Source organism: Microbacterium sp. NPDC056736 (assembly GCF_042790415.1).
Lineage (GTDB): Bacteria > Actinomycetota > Actinomycetes > Actinomycetales > Microbacteriaceae > Microbacterium.
Map to the genome: position 1 here is coordinate 75,992 of NZ_JBHTZE010000001.1, position 19,676 is coordinate 95,667.

The window sequence follows — 19,676 nt, forward strand, 5'->3', positions numbered from 1 at the left end:
GGTGAGGCATGCCCGATGGCCAGTTGCTGGAGTTCTCCGATGTCACCAAGCGCTTCGGCGCGGTCACGGCGGTGTCCGGCCTCACCGCCCAGGTCGAACCGGGGAGGGTGACGGGCTTCCTCGGACCGAACGGGGCCGGCAAGACCACGACGCTGCGCATCCTCCTCGGCCTCGTCCGCGCGACCGGCGGGCGCGCGACCATCGGGGGCAGGCGCTACGCCGACCTCGATCGGCCGCTGCACGCGGTCGGCGCGGTGCTCGAGGCCTCCAGCTTCCACCCCGGCCGCACGGCCGCCGCCCACCTGACGATCTACGCGCAGGCCGCGGGGATCGCCAGGGGCCGCGTCGACGAGGTGCTCGGCTTGGTCGGATTGTCGGATGCCGCGGGCCGCAAGGTCGGCGGCTACTCGCTGGGCATGCGCCAGCGCCTCGGGCTGGCCTATGCCCTGCTCGGCGACCCCGGCGTGCTCGTGCTCGACGAGCCGGCCAACGGCCTCGATCCCGAGGGAATCCGCTGGATGCGCGGCTTCCTCCGGCAGCTCGCCGCCGAGGGACGCACCGTGCTGGTCTCCTCCCACCTCCTGGCCGAGGTGCAGCAGACGGTCGATGCGCTGCTCATCATCGCGCGCGGCCAACTGGTGTTCCAGGGCTCCGTCGACGAGCTCGCCGACACGGCCGAGCACGCGACCGTCGTCGACGCCCCCGATCGGGAGGCACTCACCGCGGCCCTTCGCTCCGCCGGCGTGCCCTTCGAGGTGCTGCGGTCGGGCCTCACGGTGCGCGGACAGGACACCGTCGCGATCGGCGCCATCGCCGCGGCGTCCGGCATCGCGCTGTCGGCGCTGCACCGCCGCGGTCCGGCGCTCGAGGAGGTGTTCCTGGATCTCGTGAACGGCGCGCGCGTGCACACCGGCGCGTCGGTCGCAGCGGTCGCGGCGGTCGCGGCGGTCGCCGCTGCGCAGCCGGAGGCTACGGAGCCCGAACCCGGACGTCCGGAGGCTGCGGAACCCGAACCCGACCTCCCCGAGGCAACGGAACCCGAGGCCGAACAGCCTGAGGCGGCGGAACCCGTGTCGGGGCAGCTGGAAGCGGAGCAGCCCGAGGCGGAGCAGCCCGAGGCGGAGCAGCCCGAGGCGGAGCAGCCCGAGGCGGAGCAGCCCGAGGCGGAGCAGCCCGAGGCGGAGCAGCCCGAGGCCGACCAGCCCGAGGCGGAGCAGCCCGAGGCGGAGCAGCCGGAGGCGAGCACGGCGGCGTACGCGGTCGCCGGCACGGGCGTGATCGACATCGTGCCCGCCACCGGGGCCGAAGCGCCCGAAGACGACCCGTGGGCGCCGGTGGACGCCGACCCGGACGTCGAGGCCATCGCCGCCGTGGACGACGAGCTGACCGCACCCGAGCCCCCGGATGCCGACGACCGCCCATGGGAGCGCTTCGTCAAGACCGAGTCCGACCTGGAGGCGGACGCGTTCTTCGCGGCCTTCGACGACAGCGACGGCACCGCCGAGCCGGCACCGGCCGGCGAGGGCGGTCCCGAACCCCTCCCCGACGACACGGCCGGACCGGGCGACGACGGCGAGGACGCGGCATCCGTCACCTCCCCCGACGCTGCCGACGACGACGGATCCCGCCACGACGAAGGGGACGAGCGATGAGCCTCACCGCCGCGACGCGCGCGGAGACCACGAAGCTGTTCTCGACGAGCATCTGGTGGATCCTCGCGCTGGTGCTGTTCGCGTACATCGCCGTGACCGCCGCCGCCCTCGGCTTCATCTACGCCGCGGCGGCGACCGGATCGCTTCCCGGGAACGCCCCGCCCCTGCCCGAGGAAGGGCTCGCAGCGACGCTGTACAGCACAGCGACCGCGGTCGGATACGTCTTCCCGCTGCTCGTCGGGACGCTCATGGTGACCGCGGAGTTCCGCCACAAGACGCTCACACCGACCTTTCTCGCGACGCCCCGGCGCGGGCGCGTGCTCGCCGCGAAGCTCGCGGTGGCCGCCCTGATCGGCCTGCTCCTCGGTGTCATCGGGGTGATCGCGTCTGTCGGCACGTCGGCGGGCTTCCTCGCGGGGTTCGGCATCGACACCATGCTGGGCGAATCCGACACCTGGGCGATGATGGGGCGGATGCTGCTGGCGTTCGTGCTGTGGACGCTCATCGGCGTCGGCGTCGGAGCCCTCGTGCGCAACCAGGTCGGGGCGATCGTGGGCGTGCTCGTCTTCACGCAGTTCATCGAGCCGATCGGGCGCGCCGCGGCCGCGTTCGTGGAGGGCCTGTCCGACGTGACGCGGTTCCTCCCGGGTGCGGCGAGCGACGCGCTGGTGGGCGCGAGCGTGTACAACGCCGGCATGCCGCAGGCCGATGGGGCCTCCGAGCTCGAGTGGTGGGTCGGCGGGCTCGTGCTCCTCGGCTACGCCGTCGTGTTCGTCGTGCTCGGGCACCTGGTGAGCTGGCGCCGCGACGTCAGCTGACGCGCCGGCTCCGGGCGGTGGCCTCGGCGGCGCTCGTCAGACCGCCGGCGCTGTGGCCGGGGTCTTGCGGCTGCGCGGCTTCTTCTCGGGGATGACGGGCGTGGTGCCGGTCTCGGCCGCGATCTCGGCGACGTCAGCGGGTTCCTCGTCGAGGTCGACCCGCAGCGCCTGCACGAGGGCGAGACCGTGCCGGGTGGTGAGGATGATGCGCTGGAACTCGGGGTGGCCCTCGAGATCGATCACGACGCTCGGGCGCCGGCGGCGGATCAGCGCGAAGTCGTCGCCGCCCGCCGAGCGCCAGGTTCCCATCGCGATGACGCCGCGCACGTACGAGCCCGGGCTCGGGTAGCCGCGAAGCCACGTCCACGCGTCGTCCGTCAGCTGCACACGGGTGATCGCGGAGCGCTCGATCACGACATTCCCCTTGCGGAATGACAGCGCGCGCTCGGAGAGCGACAGCACCACCTCGAGCTGCGTCGAGTCGAGCAGCAGCGTCACCATGGCACTAGTCTGCCAGCGGCTCCGGTGAGAACCCGGCTCATTTGCTTACGGGAGGGCAACGATCCGCGGCCCTCGCGGTGCACGCACGATGCGAGACTGGGTCGGTGACCGTCGTGTCCCCCTCCGTCACCGTCCCGGCCGCCGCAGCCCCCTCCGCCGCCGTCGACACCGCGCTCGCGCGCGCGGCCGCGGGAGACCGGCTGGACGTCGGCGACGCCGAGGCGCTGCTGGGGGCGGCGGGCGACCGCTTCGAGCGGCTGCTCGCACTGGCCGGGAGCGTGCGCGACGCCGGGCTCGCAGCATCCGGCCGACCCGGCGTCATCACCTACTCGCGCAAGGTGTTCGTCCCGCTGACGACGCTGTGCCGCGACCGGTGCCACTACTGCGTGTTCGTCGACACGCCGGGTCAGCTGCTGAAGAAGCACAAGCCCGCCTTCATGTCACCCGAGCAGGTGCTCGCCGTCGTGCGGCAGGGACAGGCGATGGGGTGCAAGGAGGTGCTGCTGACGCTCGGCGATCGTCCGGAGGACCGCTGGCCCGAGGCTCGGGCGTGGCTCGACGAGCACGGGTTCGGCTCGACGATCGAGTACGTCGCCCACATCGCCCGCCTCGTCACGGCCGAGACCGGCCTGCTCGCGCACGCCAACCCGGGTGTCATGAGCGTGGACGAGCTGCGGATGCTGCGGCCGGCCGCACCGTCGATGGGCATGATGCTCGAGACGACGTCGCGCCGGCTCTTCGAGGAGCCCGGGCAGGTGCACTTCGGCTCGCCCGACAAAGACCCCGCCGTGCGACTCGAGGTGATCGACGCGGCCGGCCGCGAGCGGGTGCCGTTCACGACGGGCATCCTCGTCGGCATCGGCGAGACGGAGCACGACCGCGCGGCATCGCTCGTCGCCATCCGCGACGCCCACGAGCGGCATCAGGTGGCCGGGCAGGGCCACGTGCAGGAGGTGATCGTGCAGAACTTCCGCGCGAAGCCCCGCACCGCGATGCAGGAGGCGCCCGACGCCGACCTGCTCGAGTACGTCGCCGCGGTGGCCGTGGCGCGGCTCGTGATGGGCCCGCGCATGCGCATCCAGGTGCCGCCGAATCTGTCGGACGCCGCCGAGTTCGGCCTGCTCGTGCGCGCCGGCGCCGACGACTGGGGCGGCGTCTCGCCGCTCACCGCCGACCACGTGAACCCGGAGCGGCCGTGGCCGCACCTCGACGACCTCGCGCGCATGACGGCGGAGCTCGGCTTCGCCCTCCGCGAGCGCCTGACGGCCCAGCCCGAGTTCGTGCTCGATGCCGAAACATGGATCGACCCCGCCCTGCGCCCCGCCGTGGCGGCCCTCGCGGACGCCGGGACCGGCCTGGCCGCCGCACCTGCCGTCGCGCCCGTCCGGCCCTCCCGCCTCCCTGCTCAGGAGGCGGAGGAGCGTCGCGCCTCGACAGCTCCCGGACCGGGCGTGCGGCGGCTCGCCGAGGCGGCGGCCGCCGACCCGCTCACCCTCGACGACGCCGAGTGGGTGCGGCTGCTGGGGGCGACCGGCGACGACCTCGACGTGCTCGCCGCGACCGCCGACGACGTGCGGCGCTACACCGTGGGCGAGGCCGTCACGCTCGTCGTGAACCGCAACCTCACCTCCACGGGGCTCCGCGCCGCGCCGACCGGCGAGGCCGCCGCCTTCACCCTCGACGACGTCGGCGCCATCGCGGCCGACGCGTGGGACCTGGGCGCCACCGAGCTCTGCGTGCAGGGCCGCCTCGACGCCGACGCCGAGCCGACCGGCTACCTCGACATCGCCCGTGCCGCGAGGGCGGCGGCACCCGGTCTCCACCTCCACGCCTACCGCCCCCAGGACGTCTGGGACCTCGCCGACCGCACCGGTCTCGGCCTCGACGGCGCCCTCTCGGCGATGCGCGAGGCGGGCGTCGACACCGTCCCGGGTACAGGGGTCAAGGTGCTGAGCGAGCGTGTCCGCGGGCTCGTCGCGCCGACGGACCTCGAGATCGACCGCTGGGTCGAGGGCATCACCACCGCGCACCGCGCGGGCTTCCGCTCGACGAGCGTGATCTTCTACGGGCACGTCGAGACGGCCGCCGAGCGCATCGCCCACCTGCGGCGGCTCCGCGCGATCCAGGATGAGACCGGCGGCTTCTCGGAGTTCGTGCCGATCCCGCTGCCGGGCCCGGCCGGCGGCGTCCCGCTCGTGCCGGGCCGCGCCGCGCTCGACGAGCACCGTGCGATGGTGGCGGTGTCGCGCCTGCTGCTGTCGGGCAGCATCCCGCACGTCCAGATCCCGTGGACGCGCGTCGGGCGCGCGGCATCCGCCGTCCTCCTGCAGTCCGGCGGCGACGACCTCGGCGGCGCCCTGCTCGACGGGCGCGTCAAGCCCGAGGCGGGGATCGAGCACGGTCTCGAGCTGCCGGTGACGGATGCCGCCGCCCTGGTCGCGCGACTGTTCCGGCCGTTCCGCCTGCGCACGACCACCTACGGTCAGGTCGCCCGATGACCCGCGTCGAGGTCGCGATCGTCGGCGCCGGGTTCGCGGGCATCGGCGTGGCGTCGGCGCTGCGTCGCGCGGGCCGCGAGGACGTCGTGGTGCTCGAGCGCGCGGCATCCGTCGGCGGCACGTGGCGCGACAACACGTACCCCGGCATCGCGTGCGACGTGCCCTCGCACCTCTACGGCTTCGCGGCGCACCCCAACCCCTCCTGGTCGGGCACCTACGCGAAGGGCGACGAGATCCGGGCGTATCTCGAGCATGTCGTCGACGCGGAAGGGCTGCGCGACCGCCTGCGGCTCCGCACCGCGATGCGGGGGGCGCAGTGGGATGCCGCGCTCGGCCTCTGGCGGATCAGCACCGGCTCGTCCGGGACGTGGCCCGGCACGCCAGATCACGGCGACGCGCCCGACGAGGACCGCGGGGACGAGGTCATCGTCGCCGACGTGCTCGTGCTCGCGTGCGGGCGGCTCACCGAGCCCTCGATCCCCCGGATCGCCGGACTCGAGACCTTCCCGGGCCCGCTGTTCCACTCGGCCCGGTGGGACCATTCCGCCGAGCTGGCCGGCGCCCGCGTGGCGATCGCCGGCACCGGGGCGAGCGCGATCCAGATCGTTCCCGAACTCGCCCGCACAGCGGCGCACGTCACCCTCTTCCAGCGCACACCCGCCTGGATCGTGCCGCGCGGCGGCGATTCGTACTCCGACGCCGACCGCGCCCGGTTCGCCGCGACTCCGCAGGCGCTCGAGGCGCTGCGTGCCGACCTGTACGCCGAGGGCGAGGCGCGCTTCGCCTCGCGATCGGGCGACTCCGACGCCGCGGCCGAGGCCGAGGCCGTCGCGCGCGCGCACCTCGAGCGACAGGTCCCCGACGCGGCGCTGCGCGCCGCGCTCACGCCGGACTACGCGTTCGGCTGCAAGCGCGTGCTGCTGTCGGACGACTTCTACCCCGCCGTCGCCTCCGGGGCGGTCTCGCTCGTCCGCGGCGCGCTTTCGTCCGTCGAGGGCTCGACGCTCGTCGGCTCCGACGGCTCGCGGCACGAGGCCGACGCCCTCGTCCTCGCGACGGGTTTCGCCTCGACCCGCCAGCCCTACGCCGAGCTCGTCGCCGGCGAGGACGGCACGACGCTCGCCGCGCACTGGTCGGGCGGCATGACGGCGTTCGCCTCGACCGTCGTCGCGGGGTTCCCGAATCTCTTCGTGCTCAACGGCCCGAACGCGTCGCTCGGCCACTCCTCCTCCGTGCTCATGATCGAGGAGCAGGCGGCGTACGTCGCGCGCGTGCTGGACGACCGCGGCGGACGCGTGCTGCGCGTCGACCCCGAGGCCGAGCGCGCGTACACCGCCGAGATCGCGCGGGCCGCGGCATCCACTCGCTGGATGACCGGCGGATGCCGCAACTGGTACGTCGACGAGCGCTCGGGGCGGCTCACGCTGCTGTGGCCGGGCACCGTCGACGCCTTCCGCGCGCGCATCGCCCGAGCCGACGGCTCGGAGTTCCTGCCCGAACCCGCCCCCGTTCCCCGCTGAGAGGACACCCATGCCCGTTCCCCTGCGCTTCGGCTACAAGGCCTCCGCCGAGCAGTTCGGCCCGGCCGAGCTGCTGGACTACGCCATTCAGGCGGAGGAGGCCGGGTTCGACTCGGTCTTCATCTCGGACCACCTGCAGCCGTGGCTGCACCAGGGCGGCCACGCTCCGGCATCCGTCCCCTGGCTCGGGGCGCTCGGCGCGAAGACGTCGCGCGTGCTGATCGGCACGTCGGTGCTCACGCCGACGTTCCGCTACAACCCGACGGTCGTCGCCCAGGACTTCGCAACGCTCGGCGTCATGTACCCGGGACGCGTGATCCTCGGGGTCGGCACCGGCGAGGCGCTCAACGAGGCGAACCTCGGCATCACCTGGCCCGAGCCGCCGGAGCGCTTCCAGCGGCTCAAGGAGGCGATCGGCCTCATCCGCCGGCTGTGGTCGGAGGACCGCGTCACCTTCGACGGCACCTACTACCACGCCCGGAACATCACCATCTACGACAAGCTCCCCGAGCCGGTGCCGATCTACATCGGGGCCGCAGGCCCGGCCGCCACCCGCCTCGCCGGCCGGATCGCCGACGGGTTCATCACGACGAGCGGCAAGAAGCGGGAGCTGTACACCGACACGCTGCTGCCGGCGCTCCACGAGGGGCTCGAGAAGGCCGGCCGCGCACCCGACGCCATCGACACGCTCATCGAGGTGAAGGTCTCGCTCGACGAGAGCCTCGAGGCCGCGCAGGAGAAGACGCGGTTCTGGGCGCCGCTCGCGCTGACCCCCGAGGAGAAGATGGGCGTGGACGACCCCATCGAGATGCAGCGGCTCGGCGAGGCCCTGCCGATCGAGCGCGCCGCATCACGGTTCATCGTGTCGGACGACCCCGACGAGCACGTCGAACGCATCTCGTGGTACGTCGAGCTCGGCTTCCGCCACCTGGTGTTCCACGACCCGGGGCACGACCAGGGCTCGTTCCTGCGGATGTACGGCGAGGAGATCCTGCCGCGCCTCCGGGCCAAGTTCGGCGCGTGACGCCCTGGTTCACGCGCCGGTCGCGGGCTGAGCCCGTTGGGGCGCCGGGCCCTGCGCTGCGCTGGGTCGTCGTCGTCCCGGTGAAGAGGTCGGCGCAGGGCAAGTCGCGACTCGAGGTTGCGGGCGTGGACCGCGCGGAGCTCGCGCGGGCGATCGCCCTCGACACGATCGAGGCCGCAGCGCGCTGCGAGAGCGTGCTGCAGGTCGTCGTCGTCTCGGACGACCCGGTGCTCGCACGCGAGTCGGCGACGATCCCCGCGCTGCGGACCGTCTCCGAGGGTGATCCGCGCGGACTCGACGCCGCGGTCGCGACCGGTATCGAGGCGATCGACCCGAGTGGACGGATGCCGCGCGCGGCGCTCCTCGGCGACCTCCCCTCGCTCCGCCCCGCCGACCTCCACGAGGCGCTGCGGGCTGCGGCATCCGTCGACCGTGCTGTCGTCGCCGATGCCGAGGGAACCGGCTCGACCTTGGTGACGGCCCGGCCCGGGGTGCCCTGGTCGTCGTCCTTCGGCGACGGCTCCTTCGCGCGGCACACGGGCGCGGGGTGCACGCCGTTGGAGATTCCGGATGCCTCGACCCTCCGTCGTGACGTCGACACCGCAGATCAGCTCGAGGCTGCGGTGCGGCTGGTGGTGGGCTGGAGGACGGCTGCGGTGCTCGGAGCCTCCCCTGCGCGTTGAGCAAGGGTGGACTCGCGGCTAGGGCGAACTGACATCCGTCGACGCGGGGCGTCGCCGTTCGAGGAGGAATTCGTCGGAACGGAACCCGAGCTGCGCATACAGCGATGCGGCCGCCCTATTGGCACTCACCGTGACCCGATCGATCCCTCGGGTATCGGCCGCGTCGAGCAGCGAGGCGACGAGTGCGCGCCCGACTCCCGCTCCTCGGAAGGCCGGCGCGACGTAGACACTCTGGATGTCTCCCGTCAGGCGCACGGGCTGATCGATGTTCGGAACTCGCGCGAACGCCACGAGCCACGCCATGCCGACGAGCTCACCCTGATGGTCTGCGACGCGCGCGATGAGCGAGGCTCCCTCCCGCTCGATCCATTTCGCGAGCGTCTCGGCGAACCGTCGTCGCTGATCCGGCGCAGCGGCGTCTGCCGGCGCCGCCCACTGCTCCTTGAGCTCCGCCACCGCCAGGACGTCGGCCTCTGTCATCGGCCGAACACGAACGTCCGCCATTCCGTGAGCCTGACGCCATCGCTCGAGTGCCGCAAGTGACGACGAGTGCGTTCTCCCACGACTCCTCCCGCACCGGGGGGGTGGCCCACTCTCAGGAGGGCGCGGGTTTCGCGGGGCAGCACTCACTCCCGGGCGACGAACCGCAGACCCGGCGGCGGGCGATCGATGTAGCGTCGGCCCAGTGGACTCGTCCACGCGAGCACGCCGCCGGAGTGCTGCTCGACCTGCCACGGAGTGTGATGCTTCAGCGTGTGATGTCGGCGGCACAGGTGGGCGAGATTCGTGTGTTCGGTCGGACCGCCGTGCTGGTGATCGATGGTGTGGTCGATGTCGGAGCGCCACACGGGCATGCGGCAGCCGGGGAACCGACAGTGCTCGTCGCGTGCCCGGAGGTGACGCCGCTGGGCCTCGGTCGGGAACCTGCGATCGACCGCAAGGACGTCGCCCGAGACCGGATCGGTGAGCACGCGATCCCAGAGGGTCGCCGCACCCAGCAGCCGCCGCGCGGACTCGGGGTCGATCGGCGCGCGCCCGGTGAGCACGGGCGCGGGGCCGTCATCGCCGACGAGCGTCTGGAAGGGCACCGTGAGCTGCACGATCGCCTGCAGTGCATCGATGCCTTCACCCCCGGACCGGTCGACCCCCGCGATCGTCGGATGACCTGTGAGCACGAGGTCGCACATCGCGTCGGCCCGCAGCTGATCCATCGTTCGGTCGTCGGGGTCGTGAGCATCGAGACCGATCGTGCCGGCGTGGCTATCAGGCGCGTCCTCGCCCTCGCCGAACGCGCCGAACGCGCCGACCGTGCCGACCGCGGCATCTTTCACCGATCGCGCGATTCGCGTCAGGCGATCGTGGATGCCGTGCGCCAGCACCGACGGGAGCAGCGCCCACAACTCGGTCATCCCGTCGTCCACGTCGTGAAGCGTCACTCTCCGCCCGACACGGGCCTCGGCGTGGCGCTCGGCGATCGTCGACGGCGCGTAGTCTTCGGCGATCGACGTCGCGACCACGCGCAGGCGGCCGGTCGTGAGCCCGGCGGCGCGCTCGAGCACGGCGGCCTCGTAGGACGCTCGGCCCTCAGGTGACGCGACCCGCACGCCCGCGTCGACCACGACCCGGGCGTGCGGCAGCGAGAGTCGCCCGGTTTCGAGCGCCGACATGGTCTGCGGGAAGCGGTCGCGCATCACAAGCGCGTCGTCCATGCGCTGCTCGATCGTGCGGTCGGCCATGCCGACGGCGCACGCGAGCTCGGCGGCGACGTTGCGCACCGACAACGGGGCGTCGTCGCGCATCGTGCCGTCTTCGAGGGCGAGGTCCATGGCCTCGGCCAGCAGCCGCACCTGCGCCCCCTGCCACCGCGCGATCTGCTCGGTGGCCCTCTCCCACTTGTACAGCAGCTCCTCGCGGCGCATCGCCACGACGTCCCACTTGTGCCTCGACTCGCTGCGCGGCCCGGTCTCCAGGGGCCCGTCGTACGGCTCTTCCCACCCCTCGGCGGCCGACTCACGCTCGCGCCAGAGCATCGCTTCGACCTCTTCGTCGAGAATCGGCGGCGGTGCGTACATGCGTCTATTGTCGCGCCGACCTCCGACATCATCTTCGAGTCCACAGGATCATCCACATGTGGATGATCGAAGATCGGAACGACGGGGAAGCCCCATCCCAGTCCGAACCGCGCCCGAGAACCTACGACACGAGCAGGTACGTCGCCCCCACGATCGTGAACGCGATCACCAGTCGCTCGAACACCGTCTGATCGAGCCGATCCGCGATCCAGCGGCCGGCCAGGGCCGCGACGATCACGAACGGCACGAGCACCAGGTCGATGAGCAGCCCCGGGACCGTGATGATGCCGATGCCGATCGAGAACGGCACCTTGAAGAGGTTCACGATCGCGAAGAACCAGGCGGCGGTGCCGAGGAAGGCCTTCACCTCGAACCGGGCGGCGAGGAAGTACATCGACATCACCGGACCGGCGGCATTGGCCACCATCGTGGTGAACCCGCCGAGCGAGCCGTAGGTCGCGGCGGCGACGCGGTGCGGCCCGTCCGTGTCGACCTGCGAGACGAACCGCCGGCGCAGCAGCGTGATCGCGATGACGGCGAGGAGGATCACGCCGATCGTCCGCTTGACCCACAGGTCGTCGGCGAACCACAGGAAGACGACGCCGGCCAGCACGCCGGCCACCACGGCCGGCGCGAGCCGCAGCAGGGTGCGCCAGTCGGCGTGGCGCCGGTACATCGTCACCGCGAAGATGTCGGCGACGATCAGCAGCAGGAGCAGCACGCCGGTCGACTGCCGCGCCGGCAGGACGGCGGCGAAGATGGCGACCGCGATGGTCCCCGCTCCCGGCACGGCGGTCTTCGAGAGCCCGACGATCACCGCCGCGACGCCAAGGAGCACCCACGCCGACCAGGCGAGTTCCGGCACGTCAGACCCCGGCCGCCGCGAGGGCGGCCTCGGCGAGCGCGGCGCGGCGCGCGGCATCCGTCATCCACAGCGGACGGACGAGGGATCGGATGCCGTGCCCTGTCACCTCGTCGGACGCGGACGCGTCCTCCTCGGCGATCAGCCAAGCGTCGAGGATCCCGCCGGTGCCGCGGGCACCGTAGAGGGAGGCGACGGCGGCCGCCGAGGTGTCGACGCCGATCGCGGTGAGGCACACGTCGGCCATGCCGCGCACGACCTTCCCGCCGATGATCGGCGAGACGCCGACCACCTGGGCGGGCGCAGCGCGCAGCGCGTCGCGGACGCCGGGCACGGCGAGGATGGGGCCGATCGACACGACCGGGTTCGAGGGCGCGACGAGCACGGCATCGGCGGCCGCGATGGCGGCGGTCACGCCGGGCGCGGCTGCCGCGGCCTCGATGCCCGGATTCTCGAACCGGGCGGGAGCGAGGGTGGCGCGGTGTCGCGTCCACCACTCCTGGAAGTGCAGGCGCGTGCCGTCGCTCAGCACGACGACGGTGTCCACCTCGTCGTCGGTCATCGGCAGCAGTCGTGCTCCGAGGTCCCACCGCCGCGACATGCGCTCGAGCACGCCCGTGGGCGTCGCGCCCTCGCGCAGCCACCCGGTGCGTGCGAGATGGGTGCCGAGATCGAGGTCGCCGAGGGTGAACCACGGCCATCCGGCTCCCCACTCCTGGAGCTCGTGGTTGACGCGCTCACTGTCGCCCTGGCGGCCCCACCCCCGCTCGGCGTCGTTCACCCCGGCCAGGGCGTAGGTGATCGAGTCGACGTCGGGCTGGAGCCGCACACCCGAGAGCCACAGATCGTCGCCCGTGTTGACCACGACGGTCAGCGCCGAGGCGGTGTCGTCGACCCCCCGCTCGCGCAGCGCGTCGCGCACGCCGAGCACGAACGTGGAGCCGCCGACGCCGCCCGCGAGCACGACGACGCGCGGTGAGTCCGTCACCGGGCTCAGCTCCGGTCGGCGCGCAGCTGCGGCAGCACACCCGTCTTCGGGGCGAACTCGTCGGCGGCGTGGGGCAGGTCGAACTTGCCGACCGCGTCGATGAGGGCGTCGACCGTCTGCGCGTCGGCGACGACGTCGACGTCGAGCCCGGCGCGGCGGGCGTCGCGGGCGGTGCGCGGGCCGATGGCGGCGATCAGGGTCGTGCGCGGGATCACGGGGAACTGGTCGTGCACCTGCTCGGCGACCGAGCCGCTGGTGACGAGGATGGCGTTGATGCGACCGGAGCGGACGTCCTCGGCGATGCGCTCGGTGACGGGGACCCCGACCGTGCGGTACGCCACGACGCTGCGGACGCGGTGGCCGGCCTCGGTGAGCATGCGCGTGAGCACGGGCTTGGCGATCTCGCTGCGGAGGGTGAGGATGTCGCGGGCCTGCGGCTCGAGCGCGATGAGCTGCTCGGCCATGCCGGCGGCGGAGTTGTCGCGCTCGGGGACGAGGTCGACGCGATACCCGACGGCGAGCAGCGCCGCCGCGGTCGTCTCGCCGACCGCCGCGACCTTGGTCGTCGGCGGCACGACGGCACGGTAGGCGTACAGCACGTCGACGGTCGTGGCACTGGTCACGGTGAGCCAGTCGAAGGCGCCGGCGGCGAGGTCGGCGATCGCCTGCTCGAGGGTGGCCTGGTCGTTGGTCGGGGCGAAGTTGATCAGCGGCGCGATGACCGGGGTCGCGCCCTGACGGCGCAGCGTGGCCGCGACGCCGTCGCCCCAGGGGCCGCCACGGGGCACGAGGACGCGCCAGCCGGTGAGCGGCTTGGCGGACTGGTGCTGTGCTGCGGCGGTGTTCATAAGGGGGTCGACTCTCGATGGTGCTCAGTCGGCCGCCCACGACGTTCGAGCAGCCGATTGCGCGATTGGAATCGGGTTCGCGCGATCGGCAGCATACGCACCATTGCACTGCCTTGCCTCACGAGCATACCCCTCCTTGCGGGAGGCGGGGACCGCCGTCGGGGGACGGTGGCGGCGAGGGCGGCGGGCGGAGCGGTCCGGGTCAGCGGGTGTAGAGGCGGACGAAACCCCACACCGCGGCACCGACTGCGGCGGCGGACACGATCACCGCGACGGCGGCCAGCGCGGGATTGCGGCGCTGGAAGGTGCGGGCCCGGTCGATCCCGACATCGAGCGCGCGCCCGGCGCGCCGGGGCAGGTTCGCCTTCTCCTCGATGGCGGCGAGGGCGGCCTTCAGCTCGGTGCGCGCCTGCACCACGGGGTCGGCGATGCCGAGGGGGACGGCGGTGCGCGGGACCGGCACGACGGCGTCAGAGCTCATCGCGGACCTCCTTGACGTCGAGGGCGATCGATTCCACCGGGTTCTGGCGTTCGCCGATCTTGCGGAAGCGCATGATGCCCAGCAGCGCCAGCACCGCGGTGATGATCAGCATGCCGAAGAAGACAACGAGCGCTGAGAGCCACACCGGCCACCAGGACGACAGCCCGGCGATCACGAAGGTGCCGAGCACGGGGACGGACCAGAACAGCACGAACAGCGCCGCGAAGACCCACAGGGCGCCCCAGCCCCCGTCCTTCGCCGTCCGGGCGAGCCAGACCTTGGCGGCGTCGATCTCGGCGATGACGAGGTTGCGGACCAGCTCCGGGATCTCCCCGACGAGGGTGAGCAGGCTGTCGTCCGCGCGGTCGCGGAAGCCACGCGGTGTGGTCATCACGTCAGGCCCCGCCGCGTCCGTTCTCGGAGGGGTCCCCGACCGCGTCGTCCACGGCGTCCTTCACGGCCTCCGCGGAGGTCTGCGCCGCCCGGCCGACGTCGTCGGAGGAGTCTTTCCCGACCTTGATCGCGGCGTCCAGGCGCTCGCCGGGAGTGCCCTTCGAACCGGCGGCCTTGGTGACCTTGACGGCCGAGTCCCAGATGGTCGAGGGCAGCGCCATCGTCTGGGACTTCGCGAAGTCCTTGACCTTGACGACCTGCTCCTGCACCTGGTCCATGTTCCAGACCTTGAGCCACTGCTCCTTGATCTGCTCGTAGCGCTCGCGACCGGCCCTGCTCCCGAGCACGTACCCGATGGCGATCCCGACGACGAGTCCTGCTTTGCCCTTCATGAGGTCTCCTCACGCTCGGTGTGACCTGACGATGCTCCCAGGGTAGCCCTGTATGCCGATCAGGGCATCCACCCTTGACACCGCTCGCCGCGCGGTGTTCACTTCTTCGGCCCGGCTCCCCACAGCACGCGACGACGGAGCTCGTCGGCCTGGTTCTGCGCGTCGGCGACGACCCGCGCAAGCCCGCTACCGGCGAGCCATGCGCCCACCACCGCCAGATCCGGAACCCTCCCGGCGTCGGCGCGGACGCCCGCGGCGCGCTCGCGCTGCCCCATCGCCGAGGCGGGCGGCGCCAGCCTGTACACGCCCCGGTGGAAGCCCGCGACGCGGTCGGCGTCGAGCGGGACGCCGAGCAGGGCGGACGCCTCGCCCGCAGCGAGCGCGGCGGCGTCGGCATCCGTCATCCCGGCCGTCGCCGGTGCGGCGCCGGGCCCGCCGAACGCCACGCGCACGACGTGCCGGCCCGGGCCCGCCGCGCGGGCGAGCCACTCCCACCGCGCGGTCTCGTGCACGAGACCGCTGGCCCGGCCGGTGCCGGGGACGGCGTGGACGTGCGCGCCGCGCGGCGCCGCGTCGAGCTCGGGCGCGTCGAGCACGAGCGTCACCACCTCGCGGACGATGCCGGCGGGCGATGTCTGCGCGAAGGCGGCGTCGCCGAGCACCGGCCCGAGGAGTGCGCGCGCGGCCGCCTCATCGGCGGCGACGACGACCGCGTCGGCGGTGAGCTCGGCAGGCCGGACGGGCTCGCCCTCCGGCGCCGCGGTGTCACCCTCCGGCGCCGCGGGCTCCTCGAGCGTGACGCTCCATACGCCGTCGTGCCGCGCCAGCCCGGTCGCACGGGCTCCGGTGTGCACCACGGCGCCGCGCTCGGCCAGGCGCGCGGCGAGCGCGGCGACGAGCTGAGGCATCCCGCCGTCCAGTCCTTCAATCGAGCCACCCCGGGACGCGTCGATGCGGAGCTCGGCGACCGCGCCGCTCAGCGACCCCGTGCGGGTGAGCGCCGAGCCGAGCCCGGGCGCGGCGACCACGACGTCGACGTCGTCGGGCGCGACGCCGAAACGGTCGAGGCTGAGCGGCGCGACGAGGCGGTCGCGCACCTTCTCGCCCATGCGTCCGCCGACGAGCCGGCCGAGGCTGCGCTGCTTCCCGATGGTCAGCGGCGGCCGCAGGCGGTCCAGGTACGCGCGCCACGTGCCGCTCCAGCCGATGATGCGGCGCACGCTCTCGTCCCACGTGTTGGCGGGGATGCCGAGCACCTGCTCGGCCGGAAGCGGTGCGGCCGCACCCTTGGGCAGTCCCGCGATCCACTCGCTGTCGTCGCGCGGCCGTACGATCGCCGCGTCGGGCAGCACCTCGTCGATCAGGGCGCGCACCGCGCCGCCCCGGGTGGACCAGCACGTGACGCCCGTGTCGAGGCCGAGTCCGGCGATGCGCGTCGCCCCGATCGTGCCGCCGAGTCGATCGGATGCCTCGACCACCGTCACATCCATGCCGACCTTCGCGCACTCCCACGCGGCGACGAGTCCGGCGATGCCGCCGCCGACCACGACGACGCGCGTGTCGCGGGCGTGGGCGACGAGGTCCGGGAGCGGCTCGGCGGCCGGGCCCACGCGCCCGGAGGCTCCGGGCGACGCAGCGGCGGCGTCTGGAGTGGGCGTGGGGTCGGTCACGGCATCCATCCTCCCATCCGGGTGGTCGTCCGCTCCGGCACTGTGCCGCCGCGGCGGGGCGGGTGGGAGACTGGGGCCATGACGCTCCACATCACGGGCGACGACGCCGCCGACCGCCTGCTGACCGACGACCCGCTCGCGCTCCTCATCGGCATGCTGCTGGACCAGCAGGTCGCGATGGAGACCGCGTTCGCCGGCCCGCTGAAGATCTCCGAACGCGCGGGCACGCTCGATGCCTCGGCACTCGCGAGCTTCGACCCGCAGGCGTTCGCCGAGCTGTTCGCGGCGACGCCCGCGGTGCACCGCTTCCCCGGGTCCATGGCCGCGCGCGTGCAGGCGCTGTGCGCCGCGGTGGAGCAGGAGTGGGGCGGCGACGCCTCGGCGATCTGGCGACAGGGCGAGCCGGACGGCGCCACCGTCCTGAAGCGCCTCAAGAAGCTGCCGGGCTTCGGGGAGCAGAAGGCCAAGATCTTCCTCGCGCTGCTCGGCAAGCAGTACGGGTACACCGGCGACGGCTGGCGCGAGGCATCCGCCCCCTACGGCGAGGAGGGGTCCTACCGCAGCGTCGCCGACATCGTCTCGCCGGAATCGCTGACCAAGGTGCGCGAGCACAAGCGCGCGATGAAGTCCGCGGCGAAGAGCGGCGGCGGAGGGGTCTGATGAAGAAGACCGGAGGGGACGTCGACGAGTTCATCGCCGCCGTCACGCCCGCCAAGCGGCAGCGGGACGCGGCGGCCATGGTGCAGCTGATGCGCGACGTCACGGGCCGCGAGCCCGAGCTGTGGGGCACGATCATCGGCTTCGGCTCGTGCCACTACCGGTACCCGACCGGCACGGAGGGCGACGCACCGATCGCCGGGTTCGCGCCGCGCAGGCAGGCGACGACCGTCTATCTGCTCCGCACTGACGCGCACGCGGAGCGCCTCGCGCAGCTCGGGCCGCACGACACCGGCGTCGGCTGCCTGTACATCAAGGATCTCGAGGCCGTCGACACCGCGGTCCTGCGCGACATCGTGGCGGAGGACTACCGCAAGGTGATGGAGGGCGACACCGGACCGGCGACGCTCACCGTCACGGACTGAGGCGGCCGGGCACCCGGTTCTCCCCAGGCGGGCGGTTCCCGCCAGCGGTGAGACACCCAGTCCCACTAGGGTGGGGGGACCTCGCCCCTCGCCATTCGTGGAGATCCCGTGCTGCCGTTCCTGATCGTCGGAGGCGTCGGCCTCGCCGTCCTGCTGATCTCGCTCATCGTCGGCGACATCTTCGACCACTTCGACATCGGCGACGGCGCCATCTCGGGCACCGCCCTCGGCATCGCCGCGGTCGTGTTCGGGGCGTCCGGCGCATTGACCTACACCAGCGGCCTCGACACCGTGTGGGCGTACGTGCTCGCGGCGGTGCTCGCCGTGCTGGCCTACCTCATCGCGGTGCTCTTCGTGAAGCGGCTGACGCAGAGCTCCGACGGGGCACCCGCCTCCGCGGTCGGGCTGTCGGGCGTGACCCGCTCCACGGTGTCGCCCGCCGGCGGCGAGGTGAGCCTCGACGGTCCGCAGGAGGTCGAGCGCCGGCTCGCGTACGCCGACGAGACCATCGTCGAGGGCGTGCGGATCCGCGTCGTCGAGCACTCCGGCACCCGCGTCAAGGTCGTCGCGGAGTAACCCTCGTCCCGGCCGCGTGCGGGTGGGGGACCCGGCGCGGCACCCACACAGGAAAGGTCGTCCATGACCAACGAACTCATCCAGGTCATCGCGGTCGTCGCCCTCATCGTGGCGGTGCTCGGTCTGATCACGTTCATCGCGCGCCGCATCCGGCGCGTCCCGCCCAACGAGGCGCTCGTGATCGTCGGCCGCGGTGCGGGCAAGCCCGACCCCAGCGAGATCGGCAGCGGCCAGCGCGTCGTGATCGGCGGCCGCACCTTCGTCTGGCCGATCCTCCAGCAGGGCTTCTCGATCTCGCTCGAGCAGCGCCAGATCGGCATCACGGTCGAGGGCGTCGACAAGAACCGCATCAAGATCGCCATCAAGGCCTCGATCAACTTCAAGGTGTCGGGCACCGAAGAGGGCGTGCGCCGGGCGGCGCAGCGCTTCCTCTCGCAGCAGGACCTGCTCACCGAGATCATCAAGGAATCGCTCGAGGGGTCGCTCCGCTCCATCGTGGGCGACATGACGATCGAGCAGATCATCTCCGACCGTAAGAGCCTCTCCGACCGCGTCGTCGCCGAGACCAAGGCCGACCTCGTCGAGCAGGGGCTCCAGGTGGACCTCCTCAACATCAGCGACATCTCGACGCCGGGCAGCGACTACCTCGCGAACCTCGGTCGCGCCGAGGCGGCTCGCGCACGCCAGGTCGCCGAGATCAGCGAGGCCGAGGCGTCCCGCGCCAGCGAGTTCGCGCGCATCGAGGCTGCGGAGCAGATCGCCGAGCGCCAGAAGGCGCTCGCCCTCAAGCAGGCGACGATCAAGGCCGAGACCGACCGCGCCAACGCCGAGGCGCAGGCGGCCGGTCAGCTGGCGACCGCCGAGCAGGACAAGCTCGTCGCCGTGCAGGAGCGCGAGGCGCTGACCGAGCAGGCGCTGGTGACGCAGGAACGCCTCGACATCGAGATCCGCAAGCCCGCCGAGGCGCAGGCGTACGCCGAGGTGCAGCGCGCGACCGCGCAGCGCGATGCGGCGAACGCCGCGACCGAGGCCGACGCCTACAAGCGCACGAAGATCGCCGAGGCCAACAAGGTCGCCGCCGTGCAGGACGCCGAGGCCGCCGCCACCGCGGTCCGCGTGTCGGGCGAGGCCGAGCGCGACAAGCAGGTCGCCCTCGCCGCCGGCATCAAGGCCGAGGGTGACGCCCGGGCGTCCGCGATCCAGGCCGAGGGTCTCGCCGAGGCCGCCTCGACCGACGCGAAGGCCCTCGCCCTGCAGAAGTACGGCGAGGCCGCGCTCGCGCAGGAGATCATCTCGCGCCTGCCCGAGATCGTCCGCGCCGCCGCCGAGCCCATCGCCTCGATCGACAAGCTCACCGTGGTCTCGACCGACGGCGCCTCCGAGATGACCAAGACGGTGGGCAAGGTGCTCGGCGAGGGCACCGAGGTCGTCAAGGGCCTCACCGGCCTCGACCTCCACGCGCTCCTGCAGGGCTACGCGCTGAAGGCCGCCGGCGCCGACGGCCTCGCCGTGTCGGGCGCGGCCAAGGCGGCGTCGGACGGCGCGAAGAGCGCGGCGAACGGCTAGACCCGTGGAACGGCGGATGCCTCGACCCGGCCGGGTCGAGGCATCCGATC

At 73.0% G+C, this 19,676-nt stretch carries 20 protein-coding genes; 10 read left to right on the forward strand and 10 right to left on the reverse strand.

All coding sequences use genetic code 11. The features are described 5' to 3' along the window. Positions 1 to 8 precede the first annotated feature (8 nt). The gene (locus tag ACFRAL_RS00365) at positions 9 to 1,652 is read left to right on the forward strand and encodes an ATP-binding cassette domain-containing protein (protein ID WP_378878619.1); all 1,644 of its coding nucleotides are present in this window, start codon (positions 9 to 11) and stop codon (positions 1,650 to 1,652) included. After that, positions 1,649 to 2,470 carry an ABC transporter permease gene (locus ACFRAL_RS00370; protein WP_378878621.1) on the forward strand — a complete coding sequence of 274 codons (822 nt, stop codon included), beginning with the start codon at positions 1,649 to 1,651 and terminating at the stop codon, positions 2,468 to 2,470. Before ACFRAL_RS00365 ends, ACFRAL_RS00370 begins: the two co-directional genes overlap by 4 nt. A gap of 36 nt (positions 2,471 to 2,506) precedes the next feature. On the opposite strand, the gene ACFRAL_RS00375 is transcribed toward ACFRAL_RS00370, so the two are convergent. Next, on the reverse strand, positions 2,507 to 2,971 hold the full coding sequence (locus ACFRAL_RS00375; protein ID WP_336394375.1) for a hypothetical protein: 465 nt from the start codon (positions 2,969 to 2,971) through the stop codon (positions 2,507 to 2,509). 104 nt (positions 2,972 to 3,075) lie between these two features. On the opposite strand from ACFRAL_RS00375, the gene cofG reads away from it, so the two are divergent. The 4 genes from cofG (at position 3,076) to cofC (ending at position 8,696) form a co-directional block, all read left to right on the forward strand. Beyond that, positions 3,076 to 5,469, forward strand: coding sequence for a 7,8-didemethyl-8-hydroxy-5-deazariboflavin synthase CofG (cofG, locus tag ACFRAL_RS00380; RefSeq protein ID WP_378878623.1), 2,394 nt, complete (start codon positions 3,076 to 3,078; stop codon positions 5,467 to 5,469). After that, complete coding sequence (locus ACFRAL_RS00385) at positions 5,466 to 6,989, forward strand: flavin-containing monooxygenase (protein WP_378878624.1); 1,524 nt, start codon at positions 5,466 to 5,468, stop codon at positions 6,987 to 6,989. The genes cofG and ACFRAL_RS00385 overlap by 4 nt, the downstream gene beginning before the upstream one ends. Before the next feature lie 10 nt (positions 6,990 to 6,999). Next, positions 7,000 to 8,013, forward strand: coding sequence for a glucose-6-phosphate dehydrogenase (coenzyme-F420) (gene fgd, locus ACFRAL_RS00390; protein ID WP_378878626.1), 1,014 nt, complete (start codon positions 7,000 to 7,002; stop codon positions 8,011 to 8,013). A gap of 80 nt (positions 8,014 to 8,093) precedes the next feature. After that, a complete protein-coding gene (gene cofC / locus ACFRAL_RS00395; RefSeq protein ID WP_378880186.1) occupies positions 8,094 to 8,696 on the forward strand; it encodes a 2-phospho-L-lactate guanylyltransferase in 603 nt (200 codons plus the stop codon). An 18-nt stretch (positions 8,697 to 8,714) separates the two neighbouring features. Here the strand turns inward: cofC and ACFRAL_RS00400 are convergent, their stop codons facing one another. The 9 genes from ACFRAL_RS00400 to ACFRAL_RS00440 form a co-directional block, all read right to left on the reverse strand. Further along, the gene (locus ACFRAL_RS00400; protein ID WP_378878628.1) at positions 8,715 to 9,176 is read right to left on the reverse strand and encodes a GNAT family N-acetyltransferase; all 462 of its coding nucleotides are present in this window, start codon (positions 9,174 to 9,176) and stop codon (positions 8,715 to 8,717) included. A gap of 146 nt (positions 9,177 to 9,322) precedes the next feature. Beyond that, complete coding sequence (locus ACFRAL_RS00405) at positions 9,323 to 10,768, reverse strand: DUF222 domain-containing protein (RefSeq protein WP_378878630.1); 1,446 nt, start codon at positions 10,766 to 10,768, stop codon at positions 9,323 to 9,325. Between the two features lie 121 nt (positions 10,769 to 10,889). Then, a complete protein-coding gene (locus ACFRAL_RS00410) occupies positions 10,890 to 11,633 on the reverse strand; it encodes a sulfite exporter TauE/SafE family protein (RefSeq protein WP_378878632.1) in 744 nt (247 codons plus the stop codon). A gap of 1 nt (position 11,634) precedes the next feature. Continuing rightward, complete coding sequence (gene cofD, locus ACFRAL_RS00415) at positions 11,635 to 12,618, reverse strand: 2-phospho-L-lactate transferase (protein ID WP_378878634.1); 984 nt, start codon at positions 12,616 to 12,618, stop codon at positions 11,635 to 11,637. 5 nt (positions 12,619 to 12,623) lie between these two features. Continuing rightward, positions 12,624 to 13,466: a uroporphyrinogen-III synthase gene (locus tag ACFRAL_RS00420; protein ID WP_336394367.1), complete on the reverse strand. Its 843-nt coding sequence runs from the start codon at positions 13,464 to 13,466 to the stop codon at positions 12,624 to 12,626. 202 nt (positions 13,467 to 13,668) lie between these two features. Then, positions 13,669 to 13,947 carry a hypothetical protein gene (locus ACFRAL_RS00425; RefSeq protein ID WP_336394366.1) on the reverse strand — a complete coding sequence of 93 codons (279 nt, stop codon included), beginning with the start codon at positions 13,945 to 13,947 and terminating at the stop codon, positions 13,669 to 13,671. After that, positions 13,937 to 14,338: a phage holin family protein gene (locus ACFRAL_RS00430; RefSeq protein WP_378878637.1), complete on the reverse strand. Its 402-nt coding sequence runs from the start codon at positions 14,336 to 14,338 to the stop codon at positions 13,937 to 13,939. The genes ACFRAL_RS00425 and ACFRAL_RS00430 overlap by 11 nt, the downstream gene beginning before the upstream one ends. Positions 14,339 to 14,342: 4 nt before the next feature. After that, positions 14,343 to 14,732, reverse strand: coding sequence for a hypothetical protein (locus ACFRAL_RS00435; protein ID WP_336394364.1), 390 nt, complete (start codon positions 14,730 to 14,732; stop codon positions 14,343 to 14,345). A gap of 98 nt (positions 14,733 to 14,830) precedes the next feature. Beyond that, on the reverse strand, positions 14,831 to 16,402 hold the full coding sequence (locus ACFRAL_RS00440) for a protoporphyrinogen/coproporphyrinogen oxidase (RefSeq protein WP_378878639.1): 1,572 nt from the start codon (positions 16,400 to 16,402) through the stop codon (positions 14,831 to 14,833). A 78-nt stretch (positions 16,403 to 16,480) separates the two neighbouring features. Between ACFRAL_RS00440 and ACFRAL_RS00445 the strand changes: the two genes are divergently transcribed. The 4 genes from ACFRAL_RS00445 to ACFRAL_RS00460 all read left to right on the forward strand — a co-directional run bounded on the left by ACFRAL_RS00445 (position 16,481) and on the right by ACFRAL_RS00460 (position 19,626). Continuing rightward, on the forward strand, positions 16,481 to 17,062 hold the full coding sequence (locus ACFRAL_RS00445; RefSeq protein ID WP_336394362.1) for an HhH-GPD-type base excision DNA repair protein: 582 nt from the start codon (positions 16,481 to 16,483) through the stop codon (positions 17,060 to 17,062). Next, positions 17,062 to 17,484: a DUF1801 domain-containing protein gene (locus ACFRAL_RS00450; protein ID WP_378878642.1), complete on the forward strand. Its 423-nt coding sequence runs from the start codon at positions 17,062 to 17,064 to the stop codon at positions 17,482 to 17,484. Before ACFRAL_RS00445 ends, ACFRAL_RS00450 begins: the two co-directional genes overlap by 1 nt. Positions 17,485 to 17,592: 108 nt before the next feature. After that, positions 17,593 to 18,060 carry a hypothetical protein gene (locus ACFRAL_RS00455; RefSeq protein WP_336394360.1) on the forward strand — a complete coding sequence of 156 codons (468 nt, stop codon included), beginning with the start codon at positions 17,593 to 17,595 and terminating at the stop codon, positions 18,058 to 18,060. A 63-nt stretch (positions 18,061 to 18,123) separates the two neighbouring features. Continuing rightward, positions 18,124 to 19,626, forward strand: a complete 1,503-nt coding sequence (locus ACFRAL_RS00460) for an SPFH domain-containing protein (protein WP_336394359.1) — start codon at positions 18,124 to 18,126, stop codon at positions 19,624 to 19,626. Positions 19,627 to 19,676: the final 50 nt, after the last annotated feature.